At 49.7% G+C, this 26,491-nt stretch carries 23 protein-coding genes; 10 read left to right on the top strand and 13 right to left on the bottom strand.

Annotated features, from left to right (window positions below; all coding sequences use genetic code 11):
* Positions 1 to 2 precede the first annotated feature (2 nt).
* From Q0W37_RS04815 to Q0W37_RS04805, 3 genes are all read left to right on the top strand, one after another.
* The gene (locus Q0W37_RS04815) at positions 3 to 794 is read left to right on the top strand and encodes an alpha/beta hydrolase (RefSeq protein ID WP_297699285.1); all 792 of its coding nucleotides are present in this window, start codon (positions 3 to 5) and stop codon (positions 792 to 794) included.
* 148 nt (positions 795 to 942) lie between these two features.
* A complete protein-coding gene (locus Q0W37_RS04810; protein ID WP_297699283.1) occupies positions 943 to 1,692 on the top strand; it encodes a hypothetical protein in 750 nt (249 codons plus the stop codon).
* Between the two features lie 15 nt (positions 1,693 to 1,707).
* Positions 1,708 to 2,151, top strand: a complete 444-nt coding sequence (locus Q0W37_RS04805) for a hypothetical protein (protein ID WP_297699282.1) — start codon at positions 1,708 to 1,710, stop codon at positions 2,149 to 2,151.
* Here Q0W37_RS04805 and Q0W37_RS04800 read toward each other — a convergent pair.
* Positions 2,148 to 2,879, bottom strand: coding sequence for a UDP-2,3-diacylglucosamine diphosphatase (locus Q0W37_RS04800; protein WP_297699281.1), 732 nt, complete (start codon positions 2,877 to 2,879; stop codon positions 2,148 to 2,150). The two genes, Q0W37_RS04805 and Q0W37_RS04800, sit on opposite strands and share 4 nt — an antisense overlap.
* 89 nt (positions 2,880 to 2,968) lie before the next feature.
* On the opposite strand from Q0W37_RS04800, the gene murA reads away from it, so the two are divergent.
* On the top strand, positions 2,969 to 4,246 hold the full coding sequence (murA, locus tag Q0W37_RS04795) for a UDP-N-acetylglucosamine 1-carboxyvinyltransferase (protein WP_297699280.1): 1,278 nt from the start codon (positions 2,969 to 2,971) through the stop codon (positions 4,244 to 4,246).
* A gap of 167 nt (positions 4,247 to 4,413) precedes the next feature.
* Here murA and Q0W37_RS04790 read toward each other — a convergent pair whose 3' ends face one another.
* The 11 genes from Q0W37_RS04790 to Q0W37_RS04740 form a co-directional block, all read right to left on the bottom strand.
* Positions 4,414 to 5,370: a tetratricopeptide repeat protein gene (locus tag Q0W37_RS04790; RefSeq protein ID WP_297699279.1), complete on the bottom strand. Its 957-nt coding sequence runs from the start codon at positions 5,368 to 5,370 to the stop codon at positions 4,414 to 4,416.
* 151 nt (positions 5,371 to 5,521) lie between these two features.
* Positions 5,522 to 6,115 carry an OmpA family protein gene (locus tag Q0W37_RS04785; protein WP_297699278.1) on the bottom strand — a complete coding sequence of 198 codons (594 nt, stop codon included), beginning with the start codon at positions 6,113 to 6,115 and terminating at the stop codon, positions 5,522 to 5,524.
* Positions 6,115 to 7,419, bottom strand: coding sequence for a translocation protein TolB (locus Q0W37_RS04780; protein ID WP_297699277.1), 1,305 nt, complete (start codon positions 7,417 to 7,419; stop codon positions 6,115 to 6,117). The genes Q0W37_RS04785 and Q0W37_RS04780 overlap by 1 nt, the downstream gene beginning before the upstream one ends.
* 105 nt (positions 7,420 to 7,524) lie before the next feature.
* A complete protein-coding gene (locus tag Q0W37_RS04775; protein ID WP_297699276.1) occupies positions 7,525 to 8,280 on the bottom strand; it encodes an energy transducer TonB in 756 nt (251 codons plus the stop codon).
* Entirely contained in the window at positions 8,281 to 8,691 is a 411-nt protein-coding gene (locus Q0W37_RS04770) for a biopolymer transporter ExbD (RefSeq protein WP_297699275.1), read from the bottom strand. It abuts the gene before it with no gap.
* Between the two features lie 8 nt (positions 8,692 to 8,699).
* Positions 8,700 to 9,392 carry a MotA/TolQ/ExbB proton channel family protein gene (locus Q0W37_RS04765; protein WP_297699274.1) on the bottom strand — a complete coding sequence of 231 codons (693 nt, stop codon included), beginning with the start codon at positions 9,390 to 9,392 and terminating at the stop codon, positions 8,700 to 8,702.
* 151 nt (positions 9,393 to 9,543) lie between these two features.
* Positions 9,544 to 10,278, bottom strand: a complete 735-nt coding sequence (locus Q0W37_RS04760; RefSeq protein WP_297699273.1) for a ribonuclease HII — start codon at positions 10,276 to 10,278, stop codon at positions 9,544 to 9,546.
* A gap of 57 nt (positions 10,279 to 10,335) precedes the next feature.
* Positions 10,336 to 10,923 (bottom strand): phosphoribosylglycinamide formyltransferase, encoded by a 588-nt coding sequence (purN, locus tag Q0W37_RS04755; RefSeq protein WP_297699272.1) that lies wholly within the window; start codon positions 10,921 to 10,923, stop codon positions 10,336 to 10,338.
* Positions 10,924 to 11,155: 232 nt separating this feature from the next.
* Positions 11,156 to 11,767, bottom strand: a complete 612-nt coding sequence (locus Q0W37_RS04750) for a fibrobacter succinogenes major paralogous domain-containing protein (protein ID WP_297699271.1) — start codon at positions 11,765 to 11,767, stop codon at positions 11,156 to 11,158.
* A gap of 24 nt (positions 11,768 to 11,791) precedes the next feature.
* Positions 11,792 to 12,661, bottom strand: coding sequence for a radical SAM protein (locus Q0W37_RS04745; protein ID WP_297699270.1), 870 nt, complete (start codon positions 12,659 to 12,661; stop codon positions 11,792 to 11,794).
* Positions 12,662 to 13,528, bottom strand: a complete 867-nt coding sequence (locus Q0W37_RS04740) for an NAD(P)/FAD-dependent oxidoreductase (protein ID WP_297699269.1) — start codon at positions 13,526 to 13,528, stop codon at positions 12,662 to 12,664. It lies immediately after the preceding gene.
* A gap of 92 nt (positions 13,529 to 13,620) precedes the next feature.
* Here Q0W37_RS04740 and Q0W37_RS04735 point away from each other — a divergent pair, with 92 nt between their 5' ends.
* The 4 genes from Q0W37_RS04735 (at position 13,621) to Q0W37_RS04720 (ending at position 23,566) form a co-directional block, all read left to right on the top strand.
* A complete protein-coding gene (locus Q0W37_RS04735; RefSeq protein ID WP_297699268.1) occupies positions 13,621 to 14,733 on the top strand; it encodes a glycosyl hydrolase family 8 in 1,113 nt (370 codons plus the stop codon).
* A gap of 28 nt (positions 14,734 to 14,761) precedes the next feature.
* Positions 14,762 to 15,700, top strand: a complete 939-nt coding sequence (locus Q0W37_RS04730; protein WP_297699267.1) for an FISUMP domain-containing protein — start codon at positions 14,762 to 14,764, stop codon at positions 15,698 to 15,700.
* Positions 15,701 to 15,778: 78 nt separating this feature from the next.
* The gene (locus Q0W37_RS04725) at positions 15,779 to 20,533 is read left to right on the top strand and encodes an InlB B-repeat-containing protein (RefSeq protein WP_297699266.1); all 4,755 of its coding nucleotides are present in this window, start codon (positions 15,779 to 15,781) and stop codon (positions 20,531 to 20,533) included.
* 18 nt (positions 20,534 to 20,551) lie between these two features.
* Positions 20,552 to 23,566 carry an InlB B-repeat-containing protein gene (locus Q0W37_RS04720; protein WP_297699265.1) on the top strand — a complete coding sequence of 1,005 codons (3,015 nt, stop codon included), beginning with the start codon at positions 20,552 to 20,554 and terminating at the stop codon, positions 23,564 to 23,566.
* A 158-nt stretch (positions 23,567 to 23,724) separates the two neighbouring features.
* Here Q0W37_RS04720 and argJ read toward each other — a convergent pair whose 3' ends face one another.
* Complete coding sequence (argJ, locus tag Q0W37_RS04715) at positions 23,725 to 24,942, bottom strand: bifunctional glutamate N-acetyltransferase/amino-acid acetyltransferase ArgJ (protein WP_297699264.1); 1,218 nt, start codon at positions 24,940 to 24,942, stop codon at positions 23,725 to 23,727.
* 100 nt (positions 24,943 to 25,042) lie between these two features.
* Between argJ and greA the strand changes: the two genes are divergently transcribed.
* Both greA and holA read left to right on the top strand, forming a co-directional pair.
* The gene (gene greA / locus Q0W37_RS04710; protein WP_297699263.1) at positions 25,043 to 25,507 is read left to right on the top strand and encodes a transcription elongation factor GreA; all 465 of its coding nucleotides are present in this window, start codon (positions 25,043 to 25,045) and stop codon (positions 25,505 to 25,507) included.
* A 3-nt stretch (positions 25,508 to 25,510) separates the two neighbouring features.
* The gene (gene holA / locus Q0W37_RS04705; protein WP_297699262.1) at positions 25,511 to 26,482 is read left to right on the top strand and encodes a DNA polymerase III subunit delta; all 972 of its coding nucleotides are present in this window, start codon (positions 25,511 to 25,513) and stop codon (positions 26,480 to 26,482) included.
* Positions 26,483 to 26,491 lie beyond the last annotated feature (9 nt).

Raw genomic sequence — 26,491 nt, 5'->3', positions numbered from 1 at the left:
AAATGCAGAATATAAAGACGCTCCTCAAGAATTCCCTGTTTCGGCTGCTGCGCATCGCAGGCATTTTAGCCATTATATACGTAAGCATGGTATTTTACCTCGCCCTTACGGAACGCAGGAATGCATTTCCGCGCGCCATTTACCATAAAGAAGCGAACGAGGCCATTCAAGGCAAGGTAAGGCCGCTCATCTGCACCCTGGAAGACGGCATCGTACTGAACGGCTTTAGCATGGGTAACGAGAGCGCTCCCGTCATGCTCTACTTTCCCGAAGCAGACGAAGACGCCGCCCAATTTCTTGCGCAAGTAAACACTCTCCCGCAAATAAACGTAGTCACCTTCAATTACCGAGGATCCGCCCAGAACAAAGGAACTCCTAGCGAGGAAAACTTCATGGCAGATGCCAGGCAGATTTTCGAATGTGCCTCCCAGGTCAACGGAAACACGCCCAACATCCTTGCCGGACACGGTATGGGAGCCATTCCCGCAGCCGAATTCATGGATACAGGCAAGACACTCCTTCTCATCGACCCCATTTTCGACATCGCCGAATCCATCGCGCAAAAATACAAGGCTCTCTACCCGGATTTCCTTGTCCGCACAAGCCTCAAGGCGAATACAGGCAAACTCGCAAAGTACGCCGAAAACGTTTATCTTATTTACGATAGGAAATCTTCGGAGCCGCAAACACGTAAAACCGCCGAGAAGATTCAGTACCGCGACAGCTTTGTCCGTGGTGGCGAACATTTATCTACAATTATTTTGAAAGCAATAAATAAGAATTTATCGAAATAAACTCGTACAAATTTTACTAGATTTCGTTTATCTGCTTATAAATCCCTTATTTTGAGGGGATTTTTTTACATTTTTTTGAGATATCACTTGCTTTTGTTTGCAAATTTTATTAGTTTACATACAAATCCACAAAAAAATGAGGTGTTTTATGGATAGTGTTATCATTAAAATGGATATCCGTGGTTTTCTGCGGTTTCCACTACAGACCATCAAGGCGATGAAACTCGACAAGATGGCCAAGCAAGAAACTAATAAAAAGGGTGAAACCACTGAAATCGGTCCCTACGCCGATATTGAAGTGGACCCGATCGGCAAGCGCATCGCCATTACGCCGATAAAAGAAGCCAAGTCGACATCGTTCCGCTTTATCGTGGGCGTGAACTCGATCAAGTCCAAGTTCCTTTATTTCAAGGGCGCGCTGAACGCAATCGGCGAAAAGATCGAAACCGGCCCCTATACTCTTGAAAAAGAAGGCAACAGGTACATTTTCACCGGCAAGAACGCCACCAAGAAAAAAGGCCCGTGGCAGTTAATCGCCTGCCGCAACTCGGTCGCAAACAAGACCATGCTTTCGATCGACCAGCGTGGAACCATTATTTTCGACCGCCACACGAGGGACGCCGTCAATACCCAGGCCAACAAGACCTTGATTGCCGACTACGACCGCGTGAAGAAGGTATTCAAGCTTACCTTCAGCAAGGACAAGGGCTTTATTAACGTGCGTACCATCGCAAGCCACGCAAACGCATCCTTCATGGGTACACTTTCCTCGCACGGCATCGCGCTTCCCAAGAAGAGCTTCCGTACCGAATGTAAGGTCGACGGCAAGACGATCACCTTTAGTGTCGCTGCCCTGGTCGCCGAACAGAAAGTTTCCGAGAAGGGGTCCAAAAAGTAGTATCCGAGGTCAACTATGATTGACATTCTCAAATTGTTCTACACGACGCATTATAACCTGGGTGCCCTGGCACTGTTACTTGCTCTTCTCCTGATTTTCTTCCTTTCCAAGAAGAACTTCAAAGGCGCAATTATCGTGCTCATCCTACTTATCGGCTATAATGTAGGCATCTATAAAAGAACCGTAGGCAAGTCCTGGACCATCGAAATCGAGCAACCGCCAACAACCTCCGAATACGGTGGTTTTAGCCAACCGCAACCGATTAGGATGACGTTCTCGGCAACGCCTGAAAAATGGACCATTACCGATAGCAAGGGCGAAGTCCACCATTGGTGCTGGTTAGATGCTATGTGGGATCAGTTCTCGAATACAGATATCGTCGCTTGGATCTGGGGAGACAACGCCAGCAAGAAAATGATGAAATCCACCGAAAGTCGTGCAGATGGGGCATCAGACTAGCACGATTGTTCGAATTCCTTGATACTAAGCTCGCCTGCTTCCATCCGGAGGTAGGTGAGTTTTTTTATCCACTCCCCCGCCGAAGCGACTATTCCATTTTCCACATTCCATATTCCCGAAATGTGGTGGTGTCCTAGGACGCAGTAATCGCAACCATGCTTTTTCAAGTTCGCATCGGCCCAATGCAGGTACTCGTCCATCTTGATAACGCGCGACTGCCCTGCTTTACGGCTGTTACGCCCCACAAACCGGGCGAGAGCCATTCCCCAATCCGGGTGAATTTCGCGAAACAAGAAGCGATTTAACGGGAAATCCAGAACTTTCCGCATTATCCGGTAACCGAAATCGGACTTCGCCACGCCATCGCCATGCCGGAAAAACAGGCGTTTTCCCTGAATTTCTAGCAAAAGTTCCTTATGAACTGCCACGCCAAGAGTCTTTGGAAAAAAATCGCCATAGGCAAAGTCGTGATTTCCTTGCAACAAATGAATTTCGCAACCGGAATTTTTTAATTCACGCAAGGCGAAAAGCAAGTCAAAATGATTGCGACAAACGTAATCGTTGTATTCGTACCAGAATTCAAACAAATCGCCTACAATCACTAGATGCGAGGCGGTCTCCTTGATGGATTCCAAGAAACGTACCAACGCCTGTTCACGACCGGGAACAGCTCCTGGCGGATTCACACCTAAATGCACATCTGAAATAAAGTAGGCTACGGATTTCATTAGCATGCAATATAGAAAATTACTATTTTTCCATTGTAAACAACAAAGGAGTCCATTCCGAACTCCTCTTCCAGAAATCCAAATTAACTATGTACCAGTTTATTGTTCCCCAAGTCAAGAAGCCGCTCGAAGGCGAAGTTGAAATTTCCGGGGCAAAGAATGCAGTGCTCGCCGTAATGGCAGCAGCCCTCTTGGCCGACGGCGTATCCGAAATCACGAACGTCCCGCACCTCAAGGACATGAAGACCATGTCCGACGTGTTGCGCGTCATCGGTTGCCATATCAGCGGCGAAGCCCATGTGCTAAAAATTGACACCCGTGGAGCCGACCACCTGGAAGCCCCTTATGAACTCGTGAAGACGATGCGCGCAAGTTTCTACGTTCTCGGACCTCTCGTGGCACGCTTCGGCCGTTGCCGCGTTTCGCTCCCGGGCGGATGCGCCTGGGGCCCGCGCCCGGTCGACCTGCATTTGAAGGGACTCGAGGCGCTCGGTGCGAAGATTACCGTGACGCACGGCTATGTCGAGGCCACCTGCGAAGGCCGCCTCCCCGGCGGCACCTTCCATTTTCCGATTTCAAGCGTGGGCGCCACGGTGAACGTGCTGATGGCAGCAACCCTTGCCAAGGGAACAAGCGTCCTGCAGAATGCTGCCCTTGAGCCAGAAATCGACAACCTCGTCGATTACCTCATCGGCATGGGCGCAAAAATTCAGGGCCGCGGTACGCGCACCCTGACGGTGACAGGCGTAGAATCCCTACGCCCCGGCAATGGCGTAACCATCCCCGACCGCATTGAGGCAGGCACCTATCTCTGCGGCGCCGCCATTACCCGCGGCCGCGTGAAAGTCACCAAGATTATCCCCGAACATATTGCTTCTACCCTCGACGCCTTCCGCGAAATGAACTGCAAGGTGAGCGTCGGCCCCGACTGGGCCGAAGTCGATGCACGCGACGTGGAACTCAAGCCGATCACCATCCAAACGCTTCCGTTCCCGGGCTACCCCACTGACATGCAGGCGCCGCTCATGGCAACGCTCCTCTCGGTCCCCGGCAACAGCGTCATCCAGGACACCGTCTACAACGACCGCTTTAAGCATGTGGCCGAAATGCAACGCCTGGGCGCAAACATCACGCTCAACGGCAACACCGCCACCATCAAGGGCGGAGAAAAGCTCTCTGGTGCAGACGTCATGGGCTCCGACCTGCGCGCCTCCGCCGCGCTCGTCCTCGCCGCTTTGATTGCCGAAGGCGAAACCAAGATTAGCCGCATCTACCACCTCGACCGCGGCTACGAAGATTTCGAAGCGAAGATGGCAAAGCTCGGCGCCAAAGTCGAGCGAGTCGTCATCGACGCCGACGAACCGTAGACCAGACGAGAGGACGCCGCTTCGCGGCTACAGACGAAAGACTAAAGATGAACTCCGGCGAAGCAATCGTCGGAGTTCTTTTTAAATACCACCGCATACAAAAAGGAGAATGCCTTGCAGCATTCCCCTAATACCTGGAACCTGTAACCAGATTCCTCAAACCTTTATTACAGTGCGGCTTCTGTAGATTCAGCAGTTGTACTTGCCGTAGGTTCAGAAGCACTACCTTCGGCAGGCTTTACGCGGGCAGAAGGCATCTTGGATTCACGAACAACAGGCACGCAGGCATCCACCGGTTCGCCGGCAGCTTTCTTGTCTTCTTTCTCCAGGATTTCCTGCAACATTTCAGCCGCCTGTTCAAATTCGGCAGACCTTTCGCAGGACTTGGTCGAAAGAATCTTCTGCAGATACTGCTTCTGCATATCGATGTCACAATCTTCGCCATAAAGGGTAGAGAGCTTGAACAAGGCAGGGCAGGTCTTTTGACCATCGGGGAAGGCTTCCGACATTCGTGCAAATACCTTTTTTGCCTTGTCCACCTGATTCACATCGATCAGGCAGAGCGCCATCCAGTAAAGCGAATTCTCGGCGAGTTCGCCTTCTTTCATCTGCTCGTAAACCTGCTTGAATCCGCTGTAGGCCAACTTGAATTCACCGCGGTGGTAATCCGAACGGGCCGTGTTGAACATAGCCTCGGCTTCCACGAGCTTTTCCGCCTCGCGCTCCAGGCTATCCATCGAAACAGGAGCAGGAGCTCCGCTTACAACGACCTTCTTCGCCAAGATCTTGTCGGACTTGCCGAGAAGCATATCCAAGCGGTAGATGATTTCTTCCTGCCTGGAATCATTACGTTCGGATTCATCGGACACGCGACGCGAAAGCATCGTGATTTCGGCCTGCATACGTTTCTGTGCAAGCGAGGCTGCATCGAGCATCGCCTTGGTCGAATCAAGTTCGGCACGCAGCGAATCGTTCTGCGCAGACAAGCTCTGCACCGCAGAATCCAAGCTCGTCTGGACTTCCGCCCCGACAGCCTTCATTTCCTGGGTACGTAGCACCGTCATCTGGCTACAGCCTGTAAGGGCGAACGAAGCCAAACCCGCTATTAAAAGAATTCGTTTCATATTCATAATTAGTTGGTAGAGCTAAGAGATCCTTCGACTCCACCCTTCGACGCGCTTCGCTTGCTCAGGTACCTTTATAAGGTTGCAGAGCTTGTCGAACCACGCTCAGGATGACACAATTTTTTCCGAATTCCGAATTCTGAATTCTGAATTATTCCTTGATGTTCACGCGGAAGTTGGCGCGACGGTTCTGGGAGTAAGCTTCTTCGTTAGAACCTTCGACCTTCGGAGCTTCCTTACCGTAGCTCACCGATTCCATGCGCTTGCTGTCGATACCGTAAGCGGCGAGGAATTCCTTCACCTTCATGGCACGCTTTGCACCGAGAGTGAAGTTGTAATCTTCGGTACCGCGGGCATCCGTGTGACCTTCGATGGTAATCGTAAAGCGTTCTTCCTTGATCAGGAGTTCGCCCACCTGAGCCAACAGTTCCTTGGCCTTTTCGGTGAGTTCGGAGCGGTCAAAGTCAAAGTACACATCTTCGCTCATGATCTGGTTGATAAGAGCTTCGAGGCGGGCACGTTCTGCTTCAAGACGAGCACGTTCTGCAGCAAGGCGTTCCGCTTCGAGGCGAGCCTGTTCTGCAGCCAAAGAATCAGCATTCGGAGCAGCAGCCGGGGCAGGTTCCACTGCAGCCGGAGCGGGTTCTGCTTCAGGTTCCGTCTTAGGCGGTTCCTTCTTTGCGCAGGCGACAAGACAAAGCGCTGCCGCAGAGGCTACCATGGCGAGTTTAACGAGGTGTTTCATTATTTACCTTCCTTTTTTTGTTGTTTAAAATCATCGTAGAAAAAAGACCACGTCGGCGAAGTATTCTCACCGGAATTGGTAATTCGCGTTACGTTCGATCCGTCCTTTCTCATAATGTAAATCTGGTACGAGCCGCTGCGGTTACTTGCAAAGGCAATCAGCTTGCCGTCGGGCGACCAGGTAGGATGTTCATTGTTGCCCGCGTTGTTCGTCAGCTGTACAATGTCGGAGCCATCGAGTGCGCAGGTATAAATGTTCATGTGGCCGTTATCCATCGAGGTATAGGCGATGCGGTCGCCTTCGGGCGACCAGGCGGCACGTTCATTGTAGCGGCCCATAAAGGTCACGCGACGCAAATCAGAACCATCCTTGCCCATCACGAAAATCTGCGGTCCACCGCCACGGTCACTGGTAAACATCACTTCGGAAGCATACGGGCTCCACGCGGGGCTCGTCTGGTTCGACTTGAGGTAGGCGAACTTTTTCGCCTTGCCCGTCGCCGGATTTCCGATATAAAGATCCGTCTTGCCATCTACCGTACTCGAGAAAAGGAGTTCTCCCGTCTTCGGATTCACCGCCGGGCTGTAAGTCTGGTCCAGTTGCGGGAACACCGACTTTTCGGTTCCGCCGAACATCTTGGAATAGAGTTTCGGACGATGCGTCTTGAAATTCACATAGTAGAGCCCAGCGTTGTCCTTCATCCACACGGGCATCATGCTGATTGTCGTATCGCGCGTAATCTGGCTGCGATGGAAACCGTCGTAGTCAGCCACCACCACCTGCTTGATTCCGTCGATTTTGGATACGTATGCAAGCTTGGTCGAGGCAACACCGCGTTCCCCCCACAGGCGGTAAATCACCTGGTCGAAGAACTGATGCATAGCCCGGCGCAGATCTTTCTGGTCAACTACATACGTTTCACCCAAAAGCAGGTCCTTGGTTTGAGCCACGTACAGGTAGCATTCCACCCTGAGTTTTCCACCTTCGGGCGTCACCTTGCCAGTCACATAATGCTTGGCATGCGCCTTGCTAAATAGGGGCAGGTTAAATTTATCCGAGGCAATCACCTCGAATCGGCCCGAAAGGTTCGCGTCGCGAGTCACGATCTGGTGCGGTTTTTCTTCGATCCAGTCGATAGACTTTTGAGGTTCCGCGAAAGGGACAACGCCTATGGGCATCGTCTTGAACACCGAAATACCGACATCCACTGCAATCGTATCGATGGTTGCATGTGATGCCACAGGCAACAGGGCTACGGCAAAAGCGACCGCCGTCATGCGCAAAAAAGAGTTCATCAAGTTCATTTTGTTCTTCAAAAAAATCATCGTAATACCAGTCTTGCGCGTTGCGCAACGACACTCTTTTCTTCAATAATACAATATTCCTTTGTTCAAGCCCACCCGTTTTCGTTAATTTGGTGTAAAATTAAAGTGTAGTACGAGCGAAGGGGCTCTAAAGTTCGGAGGAAGTTCCGGCACCTTCGATATCTGCACGGCACGCACCGACAAATGGTCCCAAGTCTTGTTGCCAGAACTGCGTTTCAGGGTAATCGCCGTAATACCGCCAAAACGGTCCACCGTAAACTGGACAGTTGTCTTCACGTCACGACGCACGTTCAAGTTTGAAGGCGGGTTGAAATTGCTCATGATAATTTGTTTCAATCGTTCCAGATAAACTTGCATCAGAGGATCCATATCCACAGATCCCACCGGATTCAAGCTCGGGGCCTCGACAGCCGTTGGCAAGTCCAAATCATCGACCGCAAAATCATCGACCGGTTCCGGCTCCGGTTCTGGTTCCGGCTGGGGCTCTTCTACAGGCTCCGGATCAGGTTCTGGCGGTTTTTCCTCGACCTTCGGTTCGGGCGGCAGTTGCTTGTCAACCTTGGGCTTTGGTTCAGGCTTGGGTTTAGGTTCCTGCGGCTTGGGTTCCGGTTTTGGTTCTACCGGCTTCGGCTTGGGCGGTTGCGGGCGCGGCATCACCTGATTCACCTGAACCATTTCGAATACGGGAATCGGTTCCGGCTCGTGCTTGAAATTCACAAAATGAAACGCGATACAGATTCCCGCAATCAGCAAGTGAAAGACCACCGCACAAACGATGATCTTCACCATCATTCCGTCGCCACTGGACGAAAAATACTGGATGTTTCTATCTGCGCTCACCTAGTCCCGTCCCGGCTTTTCCTTGGGATTCATCGTCAGGAATCCGAGCTTTGTGACACCGAGTTTCTGTACCTGGGTCACCACTTTCATCACAAGACCGTAGTTCACCGACTCGTCAGCATTGATGACAACCGCCATCTCGCCATTCCAGAGCGACTTGAACACGTTGTTGAAGCTCCCGAAATCGACCATCATATCGGCGATATAGAGTTCCTCGTTTTTCGTGATGGAAACCTTCAAAAGTTTTTCCTGCTCCATGGTCGGGGCTTCCGCCTTGGGCAAGTCCACCTTGACGCCCTGACTCATGAGAGGCGCAGAAATGATGAACACAATCAGAATCGCGAACACGATGTCGATCATGTTCGTGAGGTTCATCTCCTGCTTAAGTTCTTTTCCGCGACTGCGCTTCACTATGCCTCCTAGCCAGCCACTTCTTCGAGGGCGAGCAAGTCACCGCGCTTAAAGAGACTGAGCACCTGGGAGCCGAAGTTGAAGTACGAAATTTCGTTCTGTCCGTTGCGAGCGGTAAAGTAGTTATAGCCGGCAGAGGCGGGGATAGCGACCACGAGGCCAGCAACCGTTGTAATCAAGGCCATGGCAATACCCGGAGCGACCACGGTAAGGTCCGCCGAACCGTGCTGACCGATTTGGAAGAAGGCAACCATAATGCCCCACACCGTACCCAGAAGTCCAAAGAACGGGGAAAGGTTCGAACAAGTGGCCAAGAAACCGAGGTAGCGGTCTTCGGTGAGGCGAAGCCCTTCGATCGAGCGCTGTATGGTATCTTCCAGAAGCGATGCACGGTGCTGAATGGAGTCGTAGCTCACGAAGTTACTGAACTTGGAAGCCTCCTTGAGCACTTCCGCCGTAAGGCTCTTGAGAGCACTGTCATCGGCGGTTTCGCAAAGCCCCTGCAGTTCCACGAACTGGCGCACATCCACGAACTTGCGGAAAAAGACAACATTCGCGCGTTGGTTTTTCGTATTCACGATATACTTGACAATGATGATTCCCCAGGAACCGAGCGACATCACCGCAAGGATACCCAAAATCACAAGCGTCGTGATATCGGACTGCGTAAGCATCTGGAGTAAAGGAACCGAATTGTTCAAAATCACCTCCCATTAGCAGGAAAAAGCGTAACTTATTGTTCGGCAACAATATAGAAAATCACGAAAGATGAAAGATGTTTGACGAAAGAAATAATGTAATATATTCGTAAGACGATATATTAATATTTACAAAGCACCCGCAACGTCCCATTTAAAGGTCAAGTTCAGTCTGTAAACTCTTGGGATGGAAACTCTTGCGGTGTTCCGGAGTCATGCCCTGGCGGCGAATAGCCTCCAGATGCGCCTTGGTGCCGTAACCGGCGTGCTTGTCAAAACCGTAGCCGGGGAATTTCTTTTCGAGGTCATCCATATAGCGGTCACGGAAAACCTTCGCCAAAATTGAGGCCGCCGAGATGCTAGCGATGCGACCATCCCCTTTGACTACGGGAATCTGCATTTCTTCGGGAATCCCGTGAATCTTAAGGTTCCCATCGACTGCGATCAGAACTCGCACCGTTTTGTCGAAACTCCCTTTTTTGAAAATGGGAATTTCAGGGGCGGATTCATGCAAGCCGGGCATGCCGAGAGCCTGCAAGGCGCGGCGCATCGCTAAAAAATCCGCTTCCAGAATGTTCATGCGGTCGATTTCTTCGACCGAGGCACTCGCCACGGCAAAACAGGCACAAGCATCCTGCACGTCCTGGTACATGGCTTCGCGCTTTACGCGCGTGAGTTTCTTGGAATCGTTCAGCGTCAGGAGTGCGTCGGGAGCCTTGAGAACGGCAGCGCATGCAACCACCGGCCCCGCCAAGGGGCCGCGACCGACCTCGTCGATACCGACCACAACAGCATTTTCCCCCGCTTGCGCGGCGAACTTGCGCATGGCAACTTCGCCATCGACAGGGGATTCAATTCCTTCCAGAAATGCCGGCAATTTATGCTTCATAATCTAACGCCCTAGATCCTTCGACTTCGCTACGCTTCGCTCAGGATGACAAGCTCTTTAGAGAATACTCTTTGCATAGTCGCGGATAGTCTTCCAATAGAGAGCATGTTCCTGCACCAACACGCGAGCCGCAAGAACTTCAGGAGTATCACCTTCAAGTACGGGGACCTTCGTCTGCGCAAGTATCCTGCCCTGGTCGATTTCTTCACTCACCAGATGCACCGTCGGGCCCGATTCCGTATCGTGCGCGGCAATCACCGCCTCGTGCACGTGAATTCCGAAAAAGCCCTTGCCACCGTACTTGGGCAAAAGCGACGGATGAATGTTCAGAATGCGGTCAGGAAGGCGTTTGATGATACTTACCGGCAAGGCCTTCATGTATCCAGCCAAAATCAGCAAGTCAATATCGTAGCGGTCAAAAACTTCCAAAAGGGCCGCTTCGTAAGCAGCCGTATCGGGATGGGTCTTTCCCGAAATGTGATATACGGGAATCCCGTAAGATTCTGCGTGGGAAACAGCCCCGCAACCACCGTTATTGGTAATCAGGAACTTGCATTGAGCTTCGAGATCGCCCTCGCCAATGCGGTCAATAATCGCCTTAAAGTTGCTCCCGCCACCGGAAGCCATCACGCCAATTTTAAACATGGCGCTAAAGATAGAAAAATAATTAGAAAAGTTTCAGCAAGGTCAGGAGAACTGCGGAAAATGCCAACAGATACCGAACCATAAAATCAAAGAAATATAGCTCCCTTTTTTCCCTGACAATCGTGTGTTTCTGCTTCATGCCCACAAATTTAGAAATACCCTACTAAATTTAAAGAGATAAAAATCACACTGAGATTTTCATCACATCGCAGGCAACACAGCGAGCCCTTTATTATTTTTTTCGTACGCAGCGCACCGAGAATCCAAAGTTTTTCGGTTTCGACATATAGCCGAAAGCCATCGATTTGCTAGTCAAATACCATACTCGCGCAGAACCAGAAGGAACGCCCTCCGACGAATCGTCACTGCTCCAGAAAAAGGCGAACTTTTCCATATTGCCATAAGTCTCGTCATCAAAGCGATTCCCTGCCGACATTGCAGAAAACTTGAGAGTGTCATTTCCATTCGTCTCACCCGACCAGCCATAATCCGCCTTTAACAAATACCCTGCATTAAAGTCAGCTCCGGCTGCAGTCCAGAGACTTTCGTAATCCTCATGAGTCGGTAAGTGAAAACCTGTAGGGCAAGCCGTTTTCGCCGCATTCCAATGGTAGAGACGGCCGTAAACCATACATTGGTCGTCATCATCCCTATAGCAAAAACTACCGTCCATTTTGTAGTTCAAATTGTCGGCAAACCATTCCAGGCCAGCCACGTCCACAGTACGGTATTTCTGTTTGTCGCGAGGATCCTTAAACTCGTTTTTCTTTTTTGACTTTGGCGCAGCAAACGCAGAGCCGCATATCATAAACAAACCAACAATACAGGTGATTAAGCGAATCATAACCCAAATTTAGTTTTTAATCATTCATCCGTTTCCAAACCGGCGTTCGGGATTAGGGCAATGGTCTTCATGACCATCGGGCCACACCCACACCTCGTCTGCAAAAGGGCAGGAATCACACTTGCCCCCAACAGGGCAAAGTGCAGTATCTTTTTTAAAGAACAAACTTCCTTCGGATTTCACCTTCGTAAAGCGAAGTTTTCCCTTGCGCAGCTCATCCCGAAGCATTTCCAGTACCGATTCCTCAACACCATACCGTTCACGAATTTCACGCGAGGCCCCTTCCAAAAGCACCACAGGATTCCACTTGATACGCTGAACCCCCACCTTTTCGGCAAATCGCAACATTCCCTGAACAAATTCAGTCGCAGAAGCACATTCGCCAACGTTTTCGCCATGCAAGGTCACCTGCAAAGAAACCGTCGCGAGAGGCTCCTTTCGGTCCATTTCCATCCGTTTACGGCAATCCATAAGCCGCTTTACATTTTCACGCCACTGCGATTCACGAATTCCGCCCATTTCGTAAGGGAGCGTACTCACCTTGATGTCGGAGCATGCAGCCAGAAGCTTTTCCATACCGGATCCAAGGCTCCATTTACCCGGAAAAGAACCGTTCGTCGTCAGATTCAACTTGATTTTCTGTGTTTCAAAAAAAAGCAACAGTTCTTCAAAATTTGAATAAAGTAACGGCTCACCCATCGTCGAAGGAATCACCTCTCTAAGGATTCGCCTGCCTAGAGCATCCCTTTCCGAGGCATACCTTTCAACTGCAGCCTTAGCCACTTCGATAGGCATTTCGCCATAACGCACCGTCTTTTTTCGCTGATTCAAGAAACATAACGGACAATGCATGTTGCACATGTCCGGATTCGTGAGAAGCGTGAGACGGCGCACCTAGCCTCTCTTTTCCCTCAGGTACTTAATCGCGGCAAGCCCCGCCTTGGCACCTTCGCCCACGGCTACGGCAACCTGGAGAGTCCCTCCGGTGCAGTCGCCAGCGGCAAACAACCCAGGAAGCGTCGTCTGGAAATCTTTATCGAGTACGAGCGTTCCTGCGTCGAAACCCGCGCCCGCCTTTTTCGCCAAGTCCGTGGCAGAAGCACTTCCTAGCGCAACGAAAAGTCCATCAAAATTTTCTTCGGAGCCATCTTCATAATGCACACCCTTGAAGAGCCCCTCGCCCACCAGCGACTGCAACCGGCGTTTTTCGATGCGCACATTTTCAGGGAAAGCAGCAGTCGTTTCAGCGCCATTCGTCAAAAGTGTCACGCTTTCGACCACCTGCAAAAGTTCCTGGGCTTCGTGTAGAGCGTATTCGCCGCTGCCGAGAACCGCCACGTTTTTCTTGCGGTAGAAGAAAGCGTCGCATACGGCGCAGTAGCTCACGCCATGGCCCTCAAGTTCAACCATTCCCGCAATAGGATGCTTGTTTCGGGCCGAGCCCGTAGCCATAACGCAAACCTTTCCGCTGTATTCTCCCGCGAGACCCTTCGCCACAAAGCCCTGACCATCAAACATCAGGTCGGTCACTTCATCATCGACAATCTTTGCCCCAAGTTCCAAGGCCTGTTTCTTGCCGACTTTCAAAAGTTCTTCACCAGTCAGGGGCTTTTCAAGTCCATAATAGTTCTGAATCAGGTGAGCCTTCGCAAGCGCCCCACCGTCTTTGCCCACCAGTTGCACGTCGAGTCCTGCACGTAAACCGTACAATGCAGCCGAAATTCCCGCCGGTCCGTATCCTAGAATTAACATATCAGACATAAAAACCTCTTTGTATTTCAATTTATACATTCTTCAAGATACAAATTATTTATTTTAAAAAGGGTTGTATTGGGATAAATAAAAGGGAAACAATGGAAATATCTACACCGCGCGACATGTTCGTTGAAGCAGGCTATGGTCCCAACTTTGCGAACCAACTTATCCAGAATGCATACAGCAAGCTTTTTGAAGGTGATCCTATCGATGAACGCGTCTGTTTCGACGCCTCCGACGATATGAGCTACATCATCGACATCGGTCATGACGACATCCGCTCCGAAGGCATGAGCTACGGGATGTACATCACCGCCCTCACCGGTCACGAACGTCAGTTCGACAAGTTGTGGAATTTCTCAAAACGCTACCTTAGAAACGATGACGGTCCGCACGTGGGATACTTCGCCTGGCAAGTTTCCACAACCGATTTCAGCAAGATGGACCCGGGTGCCGCCCCCGACGGAGAAGAATACTTCGCCATGGCTCTCCTGATTGCGGCAAAGAAATTCAACCGTCCTGACCTCAAGGACGAAGCCATCGGGCTGATCAACTGGCTACGTCATAAACCGAACAACGGAATCGTCGGCCCCATTATCGACCCTGAAAGAAACCTCGTCAAGTTCTCTCCTGTTTTAGGAAACGACTTCACCGACCCTAGCTACAACACTATTGCCTTCTATCGCGCCTTTGCACAAGCTACCGGAGACGACACCTGGAACACCATCGCCAACAACAGCCTCGAGTACATCCAGAAAGCGGCCCACCCGGTAACAGGGCTCTGTAGCGAATACTCTGAATACGACGGCACACCGAGAGCGACCCCATGGTACCCCGAAAGCGACTGTTTCAGCGGCGATGCGTGGCGCGTTGCCATGAACCTGAGTCTCGACTACGCCCTTTTCCGCGGACACGAATGCGAAAAGAACATCTGCGAACGATTGCTATTCTTCTTTGAAAGCCGTCGCCCCTACCTCGCGGATTACGCGATTGACGGAGGAAACTTCCCGCGCCCCGGTCGAAACGCAACCCCTGGCGTCATCGCCATGAACGCTGCGGCAACGCAGGTTCTCCCCGAAGGCGATCCGCTGATTAAGCCATTCGTCAAGGACCTTGCCGCCCTTTCCGTTCCGTACCGATTCTGGCGTTACTACGACGGAATGCTCTACCTGATTGGGCTCTTGGCTACCGCCGGAAAGATTCGGTTTTAGAGAAATGAAAAATGAAGAGGAATAGAAGATGAACAAACTAAACAGCATTATGCATCCAGCAATTATCGCAGGGAGTCTTGCAGCAGCACTTTTCTTTAGTGCATGCGAAGACGTTCGTACCGAAGAATACCCAAGCGGCAAGATTCGAATCCAGTCCACCTACGTCAAAGACAAAAAGCAAGGTCCCGAAAAGGAATTCTACGAAAACGGCAACATCAAGCGCGAGGCAAACTATGTGAACGACCGCCGCGAAGGCGTTGTCAAGGAATACTACGAGGACGGCACCCTCGAAGCCGAATACGACTACTCCGACGGCTATATCGAAGGGATGGTCATCCGCTACCATAAAAACGGCAAGCTAGCTTCCAAGGCGGACTACAAACAAAATAAGCAAATTTCTTTTGGGGAATACTTCGACGAAAACGGAGAACCGGCCACAAGTGGTTCCTATAAAGATCCTCGCGACGGTTACTCCTACGAATGGATTCGCATCGGTACGCAGCTCTGGACCGCCGAAAACATGAACTACGCAACCGCATCGGGTTCGCTGTGCGCCCAGTGCAACCACTGGGGACGCCTTTACAACTTTGAAAACGCAAAGAAGGCATGCCTCGACGGATTCCACATGCCCACGAAGGACGAATGGGACGTCTTGCTGACTTATGCGGGCACTAGCAAGCCCGTGGGTATCGTGCTTAAGGCGGGCTACGGCTGGGACCCCATCAAGGGTACCAACAATTACGGCAACGGCAAGGATGAACTCGGATTTGGAGCCAAGGCTGGTGGCGGACACTTTGCGAAAAGCGACGTCCCCCTCAAGGAACGCAAGCTCGAAGGCGCCGGCCAGAAAGCCTACTTCTGGACCGCCGAAGGTGAAGTACTTGTATTCTATCATGACAAAGATGTCGCCAAGTTCGAAAAGTTCAACCCCGAATACGGCGCCAGTTTACGTTGCCTGAAAGACTAAAACTTTATCTAAAATTGCTATTATTAGAGGAGAGTCTTCGGACTCTCCTTTGTTGTAAAGTTAGGATTAGGAGAATGTATGAAAAAGCTTGCTGTATGCACTGCCTTTTTGTTGGCTGGAGTTCCTTTCGCAAGGACCATTGTTCCTCAAGCACCCAATTTGGCTGGTGACTGCTATAGAATTACCACTGCAGAAGAACTTTATGGTTTCGCCGAAATCGTGAACAAGGGCGAAACAAATGCATGTGGCATTCTAATAAACGATGTTGTTGTCAATGCGGATTCCATAGACTCCGATTATGCAGAATGGACTCCTATCGGGACAAAAGAAAATCCGTTTAAAGGATCTTTTCAGGGAGAGCACAACACCATTCGCGGGTTGTACAGCAAAAATTTCCAAAGTGAGGCCATGGGATTTCTGGGATACGTCACAGAAGATTCCACCGCATTAACCTATGTCTATAATCTGGGGCTCGAAGACGTCCACTTCGAAGGATCGGGTTCAATCGGCGCTTTTGTCGGAATCATCAATTCAAACAATAAAGTTTACTTTGACGATATCTATGCTACAGGCACAATCAAGGGATACGACGGTAGTGTTGTCGGAGGATTTGCCGGGACAATCAACGGAAAGGCTAGAATTAGCGAAGCATACAATACCGTTACAGTATCCGGAAGTAGCGCCAGTTCTTTTATCGGAAAAGGCGATTCCAGGAATGCCGGAATAAGCGTTGAAAACGACCTTCATTTCACAAATTGCTACGCCCTTAGTGATTATGCCATGGTGGGCGGAGACAACGTCAACGGGATATCTACATACGAGTCAAAACAGTTTCAAGACGGTACTGTTGCCGTAAAGTTAAATAGAGCGGACGATCCAAGATCAGATTATCCAACCTATTGGACACAAGAAAAAGGTGTAGACCATCCTAAATTTTATTCCAGAAAAGAGAAGTTAACATACTCGCCCTTCATCTACCACATGCCCGATGGTACAACACAAACAAGCTATTACCGTGTTGTCAGCGACTTGATTAAGCTAGATTCCATCAACGACAACAATTTTTGCTTTATGGGATGGTACAAGTCCCCGGACTTTAGCGGAAGTCCTGAAACAGTGATTCCCAAGTATTCCTACGGCACCCAGGAATTCTGGGCAATGGGACTACCTAAAGACAAAGAGGGCTGGTGCCTTATTAGTAGCGCCGATGACCTTTACCACTTTGCCCAAGGCGTAAACACCCCAACCAAATACATTCTCGGAAACGACACCATCTTTAACAGCAAGCTCACCGCCGACATCATCGTCAACAAGAACGTCCTCGACAAAGACGGCAACCCGAACAAAGGCGAATTCCGGCAATGGGTTTCCATCGGAAAAAACAGTCGTAAACTCTTCTATGGTTCTATCGATGGCGATGGACACACCATCAGCGGACTTTACTCTGACACATGCACCTATTATGCGAACTTTATAGAAAGAATGAACACGCCGCAGTCTCTCACAAACGGCTCTATTCGCAATCTAGGCATCGTCGATTCCTATTTCAAGTCAGATATGGTTACAGGATTTGTCGATGTATTCTTTTCCAAAAATTTCACTTTGGAAAACTGTTTCTTCGAAGGGACGCTCATTGGCACAACCTACGCATCCGGTCTTATGGGAAATGTATACAACTTAGAAGGCGATGCTACCATAAAAAACAGTCATTTTAAAGGAAAAATTGAAGCGGAAAGAGCCACAGGATTGATCAAATCCATTCAATCCCAACAGAATTTTGTTCAAAATTCATACGCTGAAGCCACGGTTAACGACGCCATAGTGGAAGGGCTCATTGGAAGCATCGATAACGTCACCATGAGCAACTGTTACTTTACAGCAGCCGCGACCGGCAAGAATAGCGCATCACTAATCAATTATATCCCTACTAAAGGCACAATCGTCAATAGCTATGCAATCAACCCCCATTTTAACTCGGGCAACTCCTATTCCAAGGAAAAAATCAACCTAGTCAAGTCCCCCGCGGGAAAGCTGAAAATTATCAACAGCTATATCCTAATCGACAAAGAAACGGATACTGGCGAAGTGTATCCGGGGCTTGTCGCATACCCAAAGGAAAAATTCGAAGACGGCACAGTCGCAGCCCTCTTGCGCGAATACTGTACCGACAACGTTTGCGGAAACATCTGGGGGCAAGACGTACAAAATGGAGAAACGCTACCCCATTTCACCCCGGTTTTTAGCACAACGAAGGTGCCATACCTAAAGCTTACGTTACACACCTACTCCGATGACCCCAACGCACAAAAGTACCCCACAAAATTTGTTAAAGGGCATAGGCTTGCGCTTCCTACCGCAGACCTGGTCAAGCGTGACAACTACTACTTTGCCGGCTGGTACAAGTCAAGCGATTTCAAAGGAAATCCAGTCCATGAAATTGATTCCACCGAAACCAAGAATGTAGAACTTTATGCAAAGTTTATTCCCGAGATTACCATTACGCTAGTCGAGTACGACGGCAAGATAAGCAAAATTCCAGCAGGAAAGGGACTCGAACGAAAGTTCCCCGTCCCCTTCCGTAGCGACTACATTTTTGCCGGCTGGTACAGCGACAAGAATTACAATTCTTCAATGCTAATGAGTGTCACCTCAAACAAAGACACCACCTTTTACGCCAAATGGTTCCAGAAAAAGACACCGCCCATCGAGAACGGCTGCTATCAAGTTTCTACAGTCGAAGAACTGTACGGTCTGGAATATATCGACCAGAAAAAAGTATGTTCTGAACTGACCAACGACATCGTGGTAAACAAGAATGTCCTCAATGCGGATGGGACCCTAAACGAAAAACTAAAAGACGGCTTTGCAGAATGGACTCCTATTACAACACGACACAGACTGTTCAACGGTAACGGCCACACCATCAGCGGGCTCTACTATGATGTCGATAACGTTCATCATGCAGGATTTTTCGGAATATTTGAAAACAACTCAGACTCAAGCTATATACGCAACGTTGGCATCAAGGATTCTTATTTCCGCGCAAGGGAAAACGTAGGCGGACTTGCGGGAAGCGTCTACAAAAACGTTAAAATTGAAAACAGCTTCTTCGAAGGCGTACTCGTCGCAAGATACGATTTAGGCGGACTTGTCGGCATCGCCTACGACACCATCAATATCGTCAACAGCTACCATGTCGGTCCCATCATTTCAGAGAATCCTAGCTCGATTATAGGCGCACTCCTCGGCATTGCAACAAGCAGCAACTATAACGACACCGGGACCTGCAACATCATCAACTCGTACCACATAGGCGACCTGCTTTACAACGACCAGAAATGCGACACCCAACGGGGCTTTTGTGGAATTATCGGTAACGACATCATCAATTTCAGAAATCCAAGCAAAAATATTTTCACAAGCAACGTCTTTACAAGCGACACCATCCCCACTATAGAAAACCTTTTCTATCACGGGACCACGATATACCCCATCGAAAAATTTGCCAACGGCACAGTCGCCAAAGTCTTGCACAACTACAACGAAAACGGAGTTGACGGTTCTGTCTGGGGGCAAGACATCTCGGCAGCGCAAAAGCACCCTGTCCTTAGCGGAAGCATCCAAGGCTCAAAGACAAGCTTTGTGAACGTCACCCTGCATACGTTCAAGGGCGACACCACCACCTACCCGACCAAGTTCGTGAAGGGGGCGAAATATGCACCGCCAAGCGCACAAAGCATGGCACGCGACGGCTACGTATTCTCGGGCTGGTTCAATAACGACGAATTTAAAGGCAGCTCACTCATCGAAATCGAACTTACGACAGACACGACCCTTTATGGCAAATGGGTTAAAATCAGGGCTCCTAAGCTGGTGGGAGACTGCTACCAGATATACGACATCGGGGAACTTTATGGATTCGCAGACATTGTCAAGCAAGGCAAAGCCAATGCCTGCGGAGAACTCCAACAAGACATTGCGCTCAACTACAATGTTCTCGACTCCAACGGAAATTTCCAGCGTCCCCTAATGTACGGCTTTACGGACTGGGTTCCCATTGGCGACACACTCGCACCCTTCAACGGACAATTCTACGGCAACGGGCACACCATCAGCGGACTCTATAAAATGCTATTGCCCTCTCTGGAAGCGAGAAATGTCGGCCTATTTGGCTACGTCAATGGCGGGACATCCCAAAAACCAGTGACCATCTACCACCTAGGCGTATCGGACTCCTATTTTCAGACCTACGGGCTTAACCTCGGCGAGGTCGCAGGCTTTGTCAGCATTGTAGGCAAGAACGGAAACCTTAAAATATCGCGATCTTACAACAGTTCTACACTTTATGCTTTTGGCGGTTTTGTCGGACACAACTACGGTCGGGTTGTCATCGACAGTTCCTTCAGCCTGGTCAAGCTTGTCAAAGGCGGAGATGCGCTCTTCAGCTCCTACGAAACAGAAGAAACAATTTCTGTATCCAATACCTACTGCCTTGAAAAATCAAGGTTCGAATGCAGCTTGATTGACGCCAAAGCCTTCGATTCTAAAAAATTCAGGCTATATCCAGAAGATTCCATTCCCGAACATACAACTGTATTGAAGAACTTCTACACATTCACCGCAGATGTCCAGCATTTTTCTGCACGGAGCCTAGACAGGAAAGTCCTGATTACGGGGGCAGCAGCCGGTCAGAAATTTGCACTCCTCGATGTGCAAGGGCGCGTTATCATGCAGGGAATCGTGCAAAATCGCAACTTCACTTTAAACACGCCCAAGCCCGGCAGCTACATTGTCCGCATCGGGCATGATTTTCAAATGATCAAGGTTCATTAAAAACAAGGTTTTCGCAACATGACAAAATTCACCGTACTTTTTGCAACTTTATTTGCAGGCATTTCACTCACCTCAGCAAAGACCAGCTCTACCGAGGTGCACTACACATTACACTACCCCAACGGCACCACCATTGAAGAAACGATTCTACCAGGGGAACCACTGGCAAAGCTGGAATTCAACGACAACAGCTATTGTTTTATGGGCTGGTACACCACCGAAGACTTTGCAGGAGCGCCTCAATTAACCGCATCAGACACGGTAGAGGGCGTACAAGATTTTTGGGCAATGACATTGTCCAAAGATAGCGAAGGATGGTGCCTCATCAGCAATGCGGACGAACTGTACCGTTTTGCAGCAGGAGTTAATTTGCCCTCCAAAAATTTTCCTGATAACGCATCCTTCAACGGCAAACTCACCGCCGACATCGTTGTCAACGAGAATGTTCTTGACCGCAACGGAAACCTGAACAAGGGAACCTTCAGAACATGGACGCCCATCGGGGAAAAGAATCACTTTACAGGTTCCTTTGACGGGAACGGTCACACCATCAGCGGACTTTATGAAGACACCGATGCAGACGAAGGTTCATCTGCCTTTATCCTAAAAATGGGAAATAGTCAGGGTTCGACACCATTATCCATCCGCAATTTAGGCATTAAAGACTCCTACTTCAAAGGCTACTATTCAGCAGCAGGATTAGTTGTATATGCATACGGCAATCCGCTTACTATAGAAAACAGCTTTTTTGAAGGAACCGTTATCGCAACAGACCTCACGGCAACAGGACTAATCGACATTTATCATAGCGCCCAAAATGACTTCACAATGAACAACTGCCACTTCAAAGGGAAAGTCATTGCAGAAGAATACATGGCAAATGGAATCGTCTCTCTGCTTGACGTCCATCATGCAACGATTAGCAACACGTATGTAGAAGGCGAAATCACAGCCGACAACTATGCATACGGGATCGGAGATGTTGCAACTTCACTCACCATTGCCAACGTCTATTGCACCGCTAAACAAAAAGCGTCATACCACGTCGCCTTCATAGGCGCCATTTTGCAAACAGGGACCATTATCAACAGCTATACAACAACACCCTTTATCGAATTCTTTGGAGATGACGATCTTGGGCTTACAAAGCCTCACCTCGACGCACGCACCAATGCAAAATTGGAAGTTATCAACAGCTATCTTCTTTATGACGGTCCCGACATGGACATGGTATACACCGGACTCACCGTATTCCCTTTAGAAAAATTTGAAGACGGAACCGTAGCCAACCTTCTTCAGCAAAACTGCACCTACGGCGTATGCGGAACCGTCTGGGGACAGGATGTGCAAAAAGGGGAAACTTATCCTAGTTTTAGTGGCATCATCAACAAGGCAAACGTCCCTTATTCCAAGCTCACCTTACACACCTATGATACCGACCCGAACGCCAAACATTATCCGTCAAGGCACATTCTAGGCTACAAGCAACTACTCCCCTCCGCTGATGAAGTCAAGCAAGACGGCTACTATTTTGCAGGATGGTACAAATCAAGTAATTTCAAAGGGACACCCCTCACAGAAATTGATTCCACAGAAACCAATGATGTCACCCTTTACGCCAAATTTGTCCCGGCCATTTCTGTCACCCTTGTTGAATACGAAGGAAAAACAGAAAAAATTTCAGCAGGCAAAGGAATTAGGCGCAAGCTAAGCCGCCCCACCCGTGAAGGCTATGTTTTTGCGGGCTGGTACAAAAACCAGCAATTTAGCGGCGACATGCAGGCAAGTGTCGTTTCGGAAAAGGACATTTCGCTTTATGCAAAATGGATTGAGTTAAAGGACCCTTCTATCAAGGACGGCTGCTATCAAATTTCCAATGTCGAGGAATTGTACGGGTTCGCCTCTTACAACTTCGGCTCTAAAATAGAAAGCGATGCTTGTGTCGAACTTACCGAAGATATCGTCGTCAACAAGAACGTCCTAAAAAAAGATGGCACCTTAAATGATTCCCTAAAAGACGGATTTGCAGAATGGGCCCCCATCAGCCCAAGACATTTAAAGTCGTTCAATGGCAATGGGCATACCATAAGCGGTCTCTACTTTAACATCGAAAACGCATTTGATGTGGGATTTTTCACTCAATTAGATCCCCCCTTCGATGACACCCTAATCACCCTAAGTAACTTAAGAATTAACGATTCCTATTTTCGAGGAAAAGAAGCCATTGGTGGCATTGCAGGCAGAGCGATTCGCACAACCATGACCAACTGTTCTTTTGAAGGAACTCTTGATGCAACAGAGCGTATCGCTGGAGGACTTGTCGGGGTCGCTTACGAGACCATCAACATCATCAACAGCTATCACATCGGATCTGTTACGGCCAAATATCACGATGCCACTATAGGGGCATTCGTTGGTACGACCTCCATTCACGACTTTAAGGGAACAGGGCATTACAGAGTCACCAACAGCTACCACGCAGGCGACCTTAATTCACCCGCATTCCAAAAGTGCGATTTTAATAATCAGTCCTGCGGTATTTTCGGAGAAATCATCGAAAAGCATGAACTGCAAATGAGCCATGTTTTTACGCTTGGCGAAATTCCTGCAACGAACAACAAATATTCCGAAGGCGTAAAGAGCTATTCCATCAATAAATTTAAGGATGGAACCGTCGCTACACTATTGCACAACTACAAATCCGAAAACACGGACGCCTCCATCTGGGGACAGGCTAGCGACAGAGCGTTCCCGGACTTTAGCGGAAGCATCGACGTAGCCCCCGACTCGTACACAACAGCAATCAAGCCTGTTGCATTTACAAGCGATTCGCCATTCAGCATTCAGACTTTAGGCAAGAATATTCAAATCAACAAGGCTGCCCTCGGGCAAAGATACACGCTGTTCGATATGCAGGGAGGTGTTCTCCATCAGGGAAACGTTTCTGCTTCAAACTTTGAACTAAACATTCCCCATTCTGGAAACTACATTCTCCGAATCGGGAACAAGACACGACAAGTGAACGTGAAATAAGAAAAAATCCAGACTCACAAGTCTGGATTTTTTCAACTTATTTGCTGAGCGAGCGGTCTTAATCGTGAGCCACAAAGCCCCAGGCGTTAAGCTGGGGCGGTGGCGAGAGAGCTGGCTCCAGAGTAAGGATTCTGGTGAATTTAGCCAGCTCGGTCTTATTAAGTCGTGTACTCAGCGTTAATTTTCACGTAATCGTAGCTCAAGTCGCAGGTAAATGCACTTGCGCTAGCGTGTCCGATGTTCAGCACCAGCGTTACTTTGTATTCACGCTGACGAACCACCGCACGCAGAGCCTTCATCTGTTCGTCATCCAGTTGCACCGGACGTCCATTAGAAAGCACCTGCACATCGCCAAAGAAAAGATCCGTCTGTTCGGCAATCATGTTGCAGCCACTGCTACCTGCACTGCTCAGAATACGGCCCCAGTTCGGATCTTCGCCGAACATGGCGCACTTGGCAAGGTTAGACGTACCAATGAAACGGGCCATACGCAAAGCTTCTTCGTGGCTTTCGGCCTTTTCGATGCAAAGTTCAATGAGCTTGGTTGCACCTTCACCGTCACGCACGATATCCTTTGCGAGTTCCTTCATCACAAGCATCAGTGCGGCGCGGAATTCACCCTGTTCCGTAAGGGTCAAGTCTTCGTACTTGAGGCCGCTCATGCCGTTAGCAAGCAAGATGCAAGTGTCGTTGGTGCTCGTATCGCCGTCGACCGTAATCGCATTGAACGAATCAGCGATGTCGGCGCGGAATTCGGCAAAGAAATCAATCGGGAGAGCGAGGTCTGTCGTAATAAAGGCAAGCATCGTCGCCATATTCGGGTGAATCATGCCCGAACCCTTGCAGGCGCCACCGATCGTCACCACACCCTTTTCGGTCTGGATTTCGACGGCATGGCTCTTGAGCGCAAGGTCTGTCGTCAGAATGGCGCGGCCAAATTCTTCAGAAGCGTCAGCATGGAGCTTTTCCACGAGCTTCGGAATGCCCGCCTCAATCTTATCCATCGGCATCAGGTGACCAATCACACCTGTGCTGCAAACGAGAACGCTCTTCGGAGTCAGCTTCAGGGCTTCTTCCGTAAGGGTAGCCATACGTTCTGCATCGCGAAGTCCCTGTTCACCGGTACAGGCGTTAGCGTTACCGCTATTCACCACCACGGCAGAGGCAAAGTGCGCATGTTCAAGAGCGGCTTTGTCGTAAAGTACCGGAGCGGCCTTCACCTTGTTCGTTGTAAACACGGCAAAGCAGCGAGCAGCCTTTTCACTCTTCAAAAGCGCCATATCGGCATTACCGCTAGCCTTGATACCAGCGCAAATTCCAGACGCGGTGAACCCCTTGGGGGAGCAAACGCCGCCTTTTTCCAATACTGTGTACATAGAATCTCCTATTGTTTTCTACACCTTAAATTATAGCAAAAAAGCGACTATGTTGAACCCCACCCCCTTCTACCCCGCAAAAAAATTCTAATTTAAGGTCATGGCTAAAACACCCTGTACTAAAGAAACTTACGACAAGCTGGTTGAACGTTACACCTTCCTCAAAAAGATTGAACGCCCCCGCGTTGTCGATGAAATGGAAGAAGCCCGCAAGCAAGGCGACCTGAGCGAAAACGCCGAATACCATGCCGCCAAGGAAATGCTGGCTCACATTGACCTGGAAATTCCCAAGCTGGAAGACCAGATTTCCAATGCAATTATCGTAGAATTTGACGCGAACTCCGACACAGTCCGCTTTGGCGCCACCGTCACCGCTAAAAACCTTGCGACCAAGAAGGAAGTGGTCTATCAGCTAGTGAGCCCCGAAGGCGTCGACCCGATGAACGGCAAAATCAGTTTCAAGAGCCCCATGGGTTCCGCCTTCATGGGAAAAAAGAAGGGCGATATCGTCGAAGTCGTGACCCCAAAGGGAAAGAACCGCTTCGAAATCATTGACTTCAAGTAATCTATGATTATCGCCCTGATCGGCAAAGACCAGTTCTCCAAGGACAAGCAAGTCGAGAAATTCTTGACAGAATCCCTCGGAGAACGTAAGGACGACCCGCTTTCCAAGCAGGTCGTGTACGCTACGGACACCAATATTCCATCGGTAGCGGGTCTCATTATGGAAAGCTGCGGGGCGGTTTCGATGTTCGCTCCAGATCAGGCGGTGGTCGTCCGCAATGCGGACGCCATGAAAGCAGACGAAACCAAGGCTCTTGCCCGCTGGCTAAAAGATGCCCCCGACTGCAAGCTCCTGCTCGACTTTGACGAACTGCGCGCCAATTCGGAACTCTACAAGATTTTACAGAAAGTCGCAAAAATCGAAAAGTACGAAGAACCCAAGCAGTACAAGATGCAGGAATGGATTGCGTCCAACGTTCCTGCACACTTCGGAAAACCGATCGAACCCGCCGCAAGCCAGTACCTTGCCGACGCACTCGGCACCAACACCAAGCTTGTCTGCGAAGAAATCGAAAAGGCTCTCATTTTCGAACCCGACTGCGCCAAGATCACTTACGACCTTGTAAGGACCATGATTACTCCCCGTCGAGAAATCCCCCCTTACGAGATCCTGAATTTCTTCGGCATGCGCGATGCCGTAGGTTACACGCGCAAGCTACACGAAATCCTTTACGGCAACAAGGACAATGACGCCATTCGAATCGTAAACGCCCTTTACAGCCACGCCGTAGACCTTCTCAACTTCATGTCGCTCACCGCAAAAAAGATGAGCCCCGAAGATGCAGCCCAGACGCTTGGAAAGAACTACTTCATGTTCTGCAAGCAAGGCAACGCCGCCGAGTGTTGCCGTCGCTGGGGAAAGCCGCTCCTCTGCCGCGTCATTCGTCGCCTTGCCGACCTCAACTACGAATTCAAGAGCAGCAGCTGGACCGTTACCAGCCAAGAACTCGCCCTCGCAGCACTCGTCGTGAGATAATTTTTCATT

Origin of the sequence: uncultured Fibrobacter sp., assembly GCF_947166265.1 — a bacterium.
GTDB lineage: Bacteria > Fibrobacterota > Fibrobacteria > Fibrobacterales > Fibrobacteraceae > Fibrobacter.
Note: the sequence above shows the minus strand (reverse complement) of the source record. Positions and strands in the feature narration are given on the sequence as shown.

Coding starts and splice junctions, on each gene's coding strand:
- Q0W37_RS04815 (WP_297699285.1), top strand. CDS start 3: ATGCAGAATATAAAGACGCTCCTCAAGAATTCCCTGTTTCGGCTGCTG.
- Q0W37_RS04810 (WP_297699283.1), top strand. CDS start 943: ATGGATAGTGTTATCATTAAAATGGATATCCGTGGTTTTCTGCGGTTT.
- Q0W37_RS04805 (WP_297699282.1), top strand. CDS start 1,708: ATGATTGACATTCTCAAATTGTTCTACACGACGCATTATAACCTGGGT.
- Q0W37_RS04800 (WP_297699281.1), bottom strand. CDS start 2,879: ATGAAATCCGTAGCCTACTTTATTTCAGATGTGCATTTAGGTGTGAAT.
- murA (WP_297699280.1), top strand. CDS start 2,969: ATGTACCAGTTTATTGTTCCCCAAGTCAAGAAGCCGCTCGAAGGCGAA.
- Q0W37_RS04790 (WP_297699279.1), bottom strand. CDS start 5,370: ATGAAACGAATTCTTTTAATAGCGGGTTTGGCTTCGTTCGCCCTTACA.
- Q0W37_RS04785 (WP_297699278.1), bottom strand. CDS start 6,115: ATGAAACACCTCGTTAAACTCGCCATGGTAGCCTCTGCGGCAGCGCTT.
- Q0W37_RS04780 (WP_297699277.1), bottom strand. CDS start 7,419: ATGAACTTGATGAACTCTTTTTTGCGCATGACGGCGGTCGCTTTTGCC.
- Q0W37_RS04760 (WP_297699273.1), bottom strand. CDS start 10,278: ATGAAGCATAAATTGCCGGCATTTCTGGAAGGAATTGAATCCCCTGTC.
- purN (WP_297699272.1), bottom strand. CDS start 10,923: ATGTTTAAAATTGGCGTGATGGCTTCCGGTGGCGGGAGCAACTTTAAG.
- Q0W37_RS04750 (WP_297699271.1), bottom strand. CDS start 11,767: ATGATTCGCTTAATCACCTGTATTGTTGGTTTGTTTATGATATGCGGC.
- Q0W37_RS04740 (WP_297699269.1), bottom strand. CDS start 13,528: ATGTCTGATATGTTAATTCTAGGATACGGACCGGCGGGAATTTCGGCT.
- Q0W37_RS04735 (WP_297699268.1), top strand. CDS start 13,621: ATGGAAATATCTACACCGCGCGACATGTTCGTTGAAGCAGGCTATGGT.
- Q0W37_RS04730 (WP_297699267.1), top strand. CDS start 14,762: ATGAACAAACTAAACAGCATTATGCATCCAGCAATTATCGCAGGGAGT.
- Q0W37_RS04725 (WP_297699266.1), top strand. CDS start 15,779: ATGAAAAAGCTTGCTGTATGCACTGCCTTTTTGTTGGCTGGAGTTCCT.
- Q0W37_RS04720 (WP_297699265.1), top strand. CDS start 20,552: ATGACAAAATTCACCGTACTTTTTGCAACTTTATTTGCAGGCATTTCA.
- argJ (WP_297699264.1), bottom strand. CDS start 24,942: ATGTACACAGTATTGGAAAAAGGCGGCGTTTGCTCCCCCAAGGGGTTC.
- greA (WP_297699263.1), top strand. CDS start 25,043: ATGGCTAAAACACCCTGTACTAAAGAAACTTACGACAAGCTGGTTGAA.
- holA (WP_297699262.1), top strand. CDS start 25,511: ATGATTATCGCCCTGATCGGCAAAGACCAGTTCTCCAAGGACAAGCAA.